Annotated in this window: 6 protein-coding genes; 1 reads left to right on the forward strand and 5 read right to left on the reverse strand. The window is 61.4% G+C overall.

Annotation, left to right across the window (positions count from 1 at the left end):
• From EOA32_RS28810 to EOA32_RS28825, 4 genes are all read right to left on the reverse strand, one after another.
• Positions 1–1,077 (reverse strand): HlyD family type I secretion periplasmic adaptor subunit (locus EOA32_RS28810; RefSeq protein WP_128373524.1); only part of this gene is annotated, 1,077 nt, incomplete at its 3' end.
• Entirely contained in the window at positions 1,070–2,803 is a 1,734-nt protein-coding gene (locus tag EOA32_RS28815) for a type I secretion system permease/ATPase (RefSeq protein WP_179295117.1), read from the reverse strand. The genes EOA32_RS28810 and EOA32_RS28815, both read right to left, overlap by 8 nt.
• A gap of 261 nt (positions 2,804–3,064) precedes the next feature.
• The gene (locus EOA32_RS28820; protein ID WP_128373525.1) at positions 3,065–3,265 is read right to left on the reverse strand and encodes a hypothetical protein; all 201 of its coding nucleotides are present in this window, start codon (positions 3,263–3,265) and stop codon (positions 3,065–3,067) included.
• 124 nt (positions 3,266–3,389) lie between these two features.
• Positions 3,390–4,772: a calcium-binding protein gene (locus tag EOA32_RS28825; protein ID WP_095777969.1), complete on the reverse strand. Its 1,383-nt coding sequence runs from the start codon at positions 4,770–4,772 to the stop codon at positions 3,390–3,392.
• Positions 4,773–5,697: 925 nt separating this feature from the next.
• Between EOA32_RS28825 and EOA32_RS28830 the strand changes: the two genes are divergently transcribed.
• The gene (locus EOA32_RS28830) at positions 5,698–7,410 is read left to right on the forward strand and encodes an HAD family hydrolase (RefSeq protein ID WP_128373526.1); all 1,713 of its coding nucleotides are present in this window, start codon (positions 5,698–5,700) and stop codon (positions 7,408–7,410) included.
• 29 nt (positions 7,411–7,439) lie between these two features.
• On the opposite strand, the gene EOA32_RS28835 is transcribed toward EOA32_RS28830, so the two are convergent.
• Positions 7,440–8,638 (reverse strand): AAA family ATPase (locus EOA32_RS28835; protein ID WP_145971375.1); only part of this gene is annotated, 1,199 nt, incomplete at its 5' end.

The raw sequence follows: 8,638 nt of genomic DNA on the forward strand, positions 1-8,638 counted from the left end.
GTTCAGGGCTGTGAACATCATGTTCGCGCCTTGGCCGACTCGGATAGAATCGATGTCTTCAGGCTTGATCTTTGCCTCGACGATAAGTTCCTTCGTCGGCAGAAGCTCCATCGCAGGCTCGCCAGCACGAATGACGCTGCCTTCGGAATTGTAGAGAGAGCGGACGATGATGCCGTCCGCCGGGGCACGAATGGTCGTTCGGACCAGGACCGATCGAGCGGCGTTGATTTGTTCCTCAAGGTCGGCCACCTCTACCCGGGCCTTGTTCAATTCCGTGACGGCATCCTCGACCCGGGTGGTTGTTAGTCTTTCAATCTGCTGGCGCGCTTCCACGATCTGGGTGGCCGCGCTGGCGATTTGCGCCTCCAGCGATCCCTCCTGACCTACCAACTCGGCGGTGCTACGCAGAAGATCGGTGTATTCAGAACGATTTGTCAGTCCCTTGTCGAGCAAGTGCTTTTTGCGTTCCGTCTCGGCATTGACGATCGCGAGCTGGTTTGCCGCAGCATCCTTTTGCGCTTTCAAGCCGGCAACAGCTTCCCGAAGGGCTGCCACCCGTTCCCTAAGGATCTCCTGATCTGCGCCATAGCGCGCTAGCCGAGCCCGGAACTCCTTGGTTTGCTCTGCAAAGACGTCACTGAATTCGGACGCGTCTGAGTAGGCGCCTAAATCGCGGGGCAGGACGATTTTCTCCAGGCCGTCCCGTTCTGCCTCGAGCCGCGCGATCTCGGCCTTTTGTGCGACCCACTGTTTGAGGACTCGGTTGAGCTGCGACTGCGCCACCGTTGGATCGAGCACGATCAGCGCCTGCCCTCGTAAGACTCTGTCACCCTCTCGGGCCTTGACGCTGCTGACCACGCCACCTTCGAGATGCTGGATCATGACATTCTGTCCAGCTGCTGCAATCACTCCTGGCGCGATCGTTGCTCCGGCAATCGGCGCCATTGCGCCCCAGAATACGAAGCCAAGCAAGAAAACGGACACGCTTGCATACCCCGCGAGCGTGATGCGATCTGTGCGTGTGTCGACGTTGCGCTGCCAGCTATACGTCCTGGCGCCGATGGCTTGGCTAGTCATTAGCGACCTTTATCTCGCCTCGAGCAGATGAGGGGAAAGGCACCACTCCTTCGCGCGACTGAGAGGCTGCGGGCCACCCCGCTTGGGCGCGTCGCTCGACAAGTCTATCGAGCACGCCCTTGGTCAAACCGTAGATCTCGACCTGGCCATTGCGTAGCATCAATACGCGATCGCATTTGGAAGCGAGAGAGGGCCGATGGGTTATGACAAGCACGGTCGTTTTTCGTGAACGCGCCCCGCTAATCGCGCGCTCGAGCGCGGCTTCGCCGTTGGAATCGAGATTTGCATTGGGCTCGTCGAGAACCAGCACCTTGGGATCGCCGTAGAAGGCCCGAGCAAGCCCGATGCGTTGACGCTCGCCACCCGAAAGGCGAACGCCGGTCGGGCCGATCAGCGTCGAGTAGCCATCCCTCTGACCCAGGATGAGCTCATGCACTTGGGCCCGCTGGGCTGCTTGAACCAACTTCTCGCTGGGCGCATTCGGTTCGAACCGCGCGATATTTTGCGCGATGGTTCCCGGGAAGAGTTCCACATCTTGCGGCAGGTAACCAATATGGCGGCCGAGTTGTTCCGGGTCCCAGTTCCGAATATCGCCGCCGTCGATCCGGATCGCCCCCGAGCGGGGCGCGATCGCACCGACGATGAGGCGCGCCAGAGTCGATTTTCCAGCCTGGCTCGGCCCCACGATCGCGACTGTCTCGCCGGCGGCGACCTCAAAGGTCAAGCGCTTGATCAGCGGCAGCGAGCCGTCGGCCGCGCCCGGAAGATGATAGACTATTTGCTCCACGCTTAGCGCTCCTTCAGGAGCCGGCAATGCTACGTTTTCCTGGTTGTCGAGCCCGGACCGGAGAGCTGAAAGCCTCTTCCAGGCAAGATTGGCGTCGATGATCTGCCGCCAACTCCCAATGATCTGATCAAGAGGTTGCAGAGCGCGCGCCGAAATCATCGAGGACGCAAATATCATACCGGCGGTCATCTCGTTGTGGAGAACCAGATAAGCGCCGGCCCCCAATATCGCGATCTGCAGTGTCGAACGAGTGGTGCGCGATACACCGCCATAAAACGAATTGATGCGAGCGAGCCCATCTGAGGCGTGTAGAGAGCCAGAAAAACGGGTGCCCCAGAATTCTATCGCGTTGGACACCATGCCAAGTGCGCGAACGGTTTCGAAGTTTCGGGCGAAAGCCTGCGCCGAATTCATCGAGGCGTTGAGACTCTCCGCCGCCTCCTTGCCAGGTCGCGAGCTCGCGACCTGGTTCAGCATGGCGATGGCGACCATGAGAACCGCCCCGACGACCGTCACGAGGAAGAGCAGCGGATGGATGAAATAGAGCAGGCCTACGAAGATCGGCCCGAAAGGAAGGTCGAAGAGAAAGAAAATGGTCCTCGAAGCGATGAAGCCTCGCAGGGTGGCCAAGTCGCGCAAGGCTTGAACATCGCCGAGGCCAGCGCGGGGGCCACTCATTGCAGCGAGAAAAGACGATGTGCCCAAAGAGACATCCAGTCGCGCCGCGAGCCGGCTTGCGTATACACCCCGCACGACTTCGAGCACGCCGAAGAGCAAGAGCGTCGAAAGCGCAAGCAATGTTAGGTAGGTGAGCGTGTCCAAATTGGCGGCGGGCAAAACCCGATCATAGACCTGCAGCATGTAGAGAGGCAGAACTAGCACCAGGGTGTTCATCACCGCGGAGAACAGGCCCATTTCGACCACGCTCTTCGACAGCACCCTTCTATTCGTGTAACTGGGCATCCCCGAAATCGTCTCTTTTGGTTAAGGGATCATTTTAGACAATGTTTATATATCATGCCAAGCAGCCGCGCTATCGGTTGCGACCTTTTGACAGCCTAGCCTTACGTTCATCGGAAGTTATCCACCGGTCATCCAGTTCGGCTGGGACGCCAGGAACCACCAATCCAGGATGGCGCTAAGCGTCTGATTCTCACTCAGAGAATTGAAGCGTCCAAACCTCAAAACTGCCTTAGTCAGCTAATCGCTTGCTGGCAGTGAAAATGACGTCTGCGAACGAGGCGGCGTGAAACTCAAGTTGCTAAATGTTTCCAATAATAGCGTCGCCGCCGCAGTAAGCTGGCCGCCGATAATGGTGTCGCCGCCATCGGCCCGATCGGTTTGGATGGTGATGGCAGCGCCGACTGCAAAGGCCGGCGCATGCGCATCCGCGGCGATCAATGCAGCCGACGTTTATGGCAACTTGATCGGCGTCCGCCGCCTTTCTGATCGGTGACCGTCGGAACCAGGCACGGCGGGGGGCGCGCCCGCCCCTCGCCATGCCATGGTCCGATCGCATGAACGATCAAACGACGAATACGTCGTGATAGGTCAGTGCCGCTCCGGGCTCCAGGTGGGCGATTTCCACCTGCGGGGCCGATTTCGAGCCGTCGGGATCATAGGACAAGACGCCCGTGGCCCGGTTGTAGAGCAGGTGATCGTTGCTATGGGTGGCGTGTTCTCGCAACTCGAAATACGACGAGTTCACCTGCGTCGGGCTGGACGAGGAACCGGCGCCGAGTTGGGTGAAGACGGCGTTGTCGAGATAGAGCGCGTCGTTTACCGCGTCGAAGTCGGTCAGTGTGTCGACATTGCCCGCGCCATAGGCGGTGTCAAACACAAAGGTGTCGTGGCCCGCGCCACCGGTCAGCACGTCGTTGCCACCCTTGCCCCGCAATGTGTCGTTGCCAGCCAGGCCATCAAAGGTATCGGCCGCGGCAGTGCCGACAAATGTATCGTTCCCGGTCGTTCCGTGGGTCGGGTCCGTCGGCAGGGTCGGAGATGACGGTAGCGGGTCGGTCGGCACGGTCGGAGATGACGGTAGCGGGTCCGTCCCGTCATGGGCTGCGTGCCAGGCTGCCTTGGCGTGGGCCCAATAGTCGCGGGCCGCCTGGCCCTGAAGGACCGTCCAGCCGGCGGGCGGCATTGGATAATCCGCCGGCAGCGGCGTGTCGGAGAGGTTGAGATAGTAATTGCCGTGCGACTCGACCGTCTTGTCCCAAGCCCGCTGCACCCGTTCCAAGCCGTTGTGGTTAACGTCGGTGATCGCCACCACGCAGTCGATAAAGTGCAGGCTGGGCACGATATCGGCAGCGCCTGTGCCCTTGTCGAGTTTGAATGGCGAACCGTGGGTCATCTCGCCTTTGCGAAGGTACTCTCCCATGCCTAGAAGCATGCCATCCATGGTGACCGAGTTGTCAGACCCATCCACGTCACCATCGCCAAGGCTCACTCCGGAAAACACGTGGTCGAACAGCGAATCCCGGATGGTGCCGCCGATGACGTCGTCGTCCTCGACCGCGTCGTCTCGTGAGTTGCCGACATAGGTATCCTCGATAAGGAAGGTGCCAGTGCCGCCGACACGGATGCCATCCCAGGGCTTGGTGATCGTCCAGTCGTCGATGACAAAGCTGTGGGCTGAATTCACGCGGACTGCGGCGGAGTTGACGTAAACGTCCTCCCAGGCGCCGGTTTGGGAGACCGTGCCGTTGATCGTGCCGCCCGACGCCACGAGGTTGTCGCCGGGGTTGACGACCGCGAAGGGATAGAGGTTGGTGGAGCTTCCCTGATTGGCGACAATCCACGAGGCTTTGCTGGCATCGATAGTGGTGTCGGCGGGGAGACCGGATGCTTTATATTGGCGGTAGCCGTAGTCACCGCTCAAGACAATGGTATTCGTATCGGCCATTCTTGGCGACCTTTCACACCCCCACCCTTTCTGCCCAACATGCCTGAAGCCCGAATGGCTCGCGGCCAAAAGAGCCCAGGTTAGCGGTATGGAGCAAATCACAAAATTTAAAAAAAGTGTCTCAAAATGTAACAATATATCTCTCGCGGGAATTGGGTGGCGCGGCGATTTCAGCGCGGATTCTCTTCAGTGGTCTCAACGCGGCTTTCGACCCCTTGCCACCTCCGAAACCCACCGGCCTCGCAGGAGCAGTCCATGAGCGGAGACTGTGCGCACGAGTTCCATCGTTGCAAATCATCGAAATCCGGACGATTGGCGAGACGATCAAATTCGTCCGTGAGTTATGGGGCAAGAACGCACGCCGGGATGTCGAGCGCCCGGCAATGAACTGACCGATATTTGCGTCAGCTCGACATCACGCTGTCTCAATATGAAGTGGAAGTCCGTGCTCTGGTCGCGGCGAGCGGTGGGGCAGGTCCCTCGACAATATCGGCCCGACCTCCTATATGCTTCGCGCAAAAGCACGGAGAAAGGGTGTGTCCCGAGAGCGTGACGTGCTTATGTGGCGCGAAGCCGGGAAACTTGCGTTATCTGGCGATTATGAAGGATGGCTTGCCATCGAATGGGAGCTTCGTAGCAGAGGATTCTCACGCGCCAAGCTGCTGTTCGATAACGACCGGGTCCGAAAAAAATTGGATGAGATCTGCAAGAGGGCACAGGAGCAACGCGCCGACCCCAAACGGACCTAAAGACCAGAAGCGCCCCGCCTTTCCAGAACCCAGCCAACCTTCTCTCTCCGATGAATTGCATTTCTCCAAGCCTGGTTCGCGCCAGGGAGGCGAAAGCGCCGGCCTAAACCTTTTCCGCCGACAGACGTTGTTTGTTCCAGACGGACCGAGCGACCGGCAGCGGAGAGGATCACCCGATGTATTTCATGGCACTGGCCACCGACTACGACGGCACGCTGGCGCATGACGGACTGGTCACCGCCAGCACGCTGTCGGCGCTGAAGAAGCTGAAGAAGTCCGGCCGCAAGCTCATCCTGGTCACCGGCCGCGAACTGCCCGATCTCAAGGAGGTGTTTCCGGAGGTCGGGCTGTTCGACAAGGTGGTGGCCGAAAACGGCGCGCTGATCTACACGCCGGCGAGCGAGGAAGAGCAAACGATCTCGCCCTCGCCTTCCGCCGATTTCGTCGACAGACTGAAGAAGCGCGACGTCAAGCCGCTCTCGGTCGGCCGCTCGATCGTTGCTACCTGGGAGCCGCACCAGGCCACCGTGCTCGACGTCATCAAGGAGCTCGGCCTTGAGCTGGAGATCATCTTCAACAAGGGCGCGGTGATGATCCTGCCCTCAGGCATCAACAAGGCCACCGGACTGGCGGCTGCGCTCAAGGACCTCAGATTGTCGCCGCATAATGTGGTGGGTATCGGCGACGCCGAGAACGACCACGCCTTCCTCAGGGCTTCGGGTTGCAGCGTCGCCGTCGCCAACGCACTGCCCGCCGTGAAGGAAACCGCCGACCTCGTCACCAGGGAGGCGCGCGGCAAGGGTGTCGAAGAACTGATCGGCAAGCTGATAAAGCAGGATCATCTGATAGCTCGCAAGCGCTTGCGCGGCGTCCTGCTGGGAACTGCCAACGGCAAGAAGGTTTATCTGTCGCCCGTCGAGACCGTTCTGATCGCCGGAAGCTCCGGTATCGGCAAGTCGACATTGGCCACAGCGCTCACCGAGCGGCTTGCCAAACAGGGATTGCAGTTCTGCATTTTCGATCCCGAGGGCGACTATGACGGACTGGAGGGCGCCGTTCCGCTAGGTGATGGCTCGACTACACCCAGCAAGGAGCAATTGCTGGAGCTGATCGAAAAGCCTGGCACCAATATCGTGGTCAACGGGCTGGCGCTGAAGGTCGACGAGCGGCCCGACTTCTTCGCCGAATTGCTGCCAGGCCTCGGCAGCGTCCGCTACCGCACGGCAAGGCCGCATTGGCTGATCATCGACGAGGCGCATCACCTTCTGCCCAGGCGCCGCGAGGACACGCGCGCGGTGCTGTCGCTCGAGCTGCCGGGCACGGTGCTGATCACCGTGCATCCGGAAGCGATTTCGACCGGAGTCCTGCGCCTGGTGACGGCGGTCATCGCGCTCGGTCCGAAGGCGAAGGGCGTGATCAAGACCTTCTGCAAGGAGGCCGGGCTGGAGGCGCCCAAGAGCATTCCTTCGCCGAAGGGTGACCGGGTCCTGCTGTGGCGGCCGCAGGACGGCAAGAAGCCGTTCACGGTCAAGGCGATCGAACCCGACCAATCGCTGAAGCGGCACAGCCGCAAATATGCCGAAGGCGAGCTCGACGAGGCCGGCAGTTTCTATTTCACGGGGCCGGAAAAGGCGATGAACCTCAGAGCCCACAATCTGATCATTTTCGCCCAAATGGCGGAAGGCATCGACGACAAGACCTGGGAATACCACCTGCGCGCCGGCGACTATTCCAAATGGTTCCGCCAACAGATCAGGGACAAGGAACTCGCCCGCGAGACGTCAGAGGCCGAGAAGGACAAGAGCCTATCGCCCGAGGAGAGCCGCAAGCGCGTGCTGGAGGCCGTGCGCCGGCGTTACACGGCGCCAGCCACGGCACCGGAGAGGTAACTCAGTCGGTTCCGGACGCCAAGCCGCCCTCAACTCGCCTCGCGCATCGCCTCAGCGGCCTGCAGGTCGACCGAGACCAGCTGGCTGACGCCCTGCTCGGCCATGGTGACGCCGAACAGCCGGTCCATGCGCGCCATGGTGATCGGGTTGTGGGTGATGATGACGAAGCGCGTCTCGGTGGTCTTCGACATCTCGTCCATCAGATTGCAGAAGCGCTCGACATTGTGGTCGTCGAGCGGGGCGTCGACCTCGTCGAGGACACAGATCGGCGCCGGGTTGGTAAGGAAGACGGCAAAGATCAGCGACATGGCGGTGAGCGCCTGCTCGCCGCCGGAGAGCAGCGTCATGGTCTGCGGCTTCTTGCCCGGCGGGCGGGCGAGAATTTCGAGCCCCGCTTCGAGCGGATCTTCCGACTCGATCAGCTGCAATTCGGCCGTGCCGCCGCCGAAGAGATGTGCAAACAGCCGCTGGAAATGGCCGTTGACCACCTCGAAGGCCGAAAGCAGCCGCTCGCGGCCCTCGCGGTTGAGGTTCTGGATCGCTTGGCGCAGTTTTCTGATCGCCTCAATGATGTCCTCGCGCTCGGAAACGATGATCTCCAGGCGGTCCGACAGCTCACGCTGTTCCTCCTCGGCGCGCAGATTGACGGCCCCGAGCCGCTCGCGCTCGAGCTTCAGCCGATCGAGCTGGCGCTCGACCTCGGCCATGTCCGGCATCGGATCGTCGGCTTCGAGCCCGGTATGCTTGATGACGAGATGCGGCGGCGTGTTCAACGCTTCCTGGATGCGAGCCTCGACCTCGGCGCGGCGTTCGTCGGCTGCGGTCAGCCGCTCCTCGGCGCGGACGCGGGTCTCGCGCGCTTCGGCAAGCGACTGGATCGCCGCGGTCGCCGCCTTGTCGAGCTCGGCCTGCTTGGTCTCCGCTTCCTGCAGGCGATCGCCGGCGGCCTGGCGCAGCGCCTCGGCCTCGGAAAGCTGACTCAACAGCGCACGGCGCTTGGCGTCGATCTCGTCGGGCGCGTCGGCCAGCCGCTCGCGCTCAGCTTCGGCCTCAGCCTTGCGCTCGCCAAGCGCGGCGATCTGCGTCGAGGCGTTTTCGGCCCGCTCCAGCCAGTTCTTGCGCTCGCTGCCGATCGCGTCGAGCCGGCGCATGCGCGCTTCGGCCTCGCGCCGCAGGCCGTCATGCACGGCGCGCGTATCGGCAAGCGTGGCGCGGTCGCGAGCTACAC

The organism is Mesorhizobium sp. M1A.F.Ca.ET.072.01.1.1, assembly GCF_004023325.1.
Lineage (GTDB): Bacteria > Pseudomonadota > Alphaproteobacteria > Rhizobiales > Rhizobiaceae > Mesorhizobium.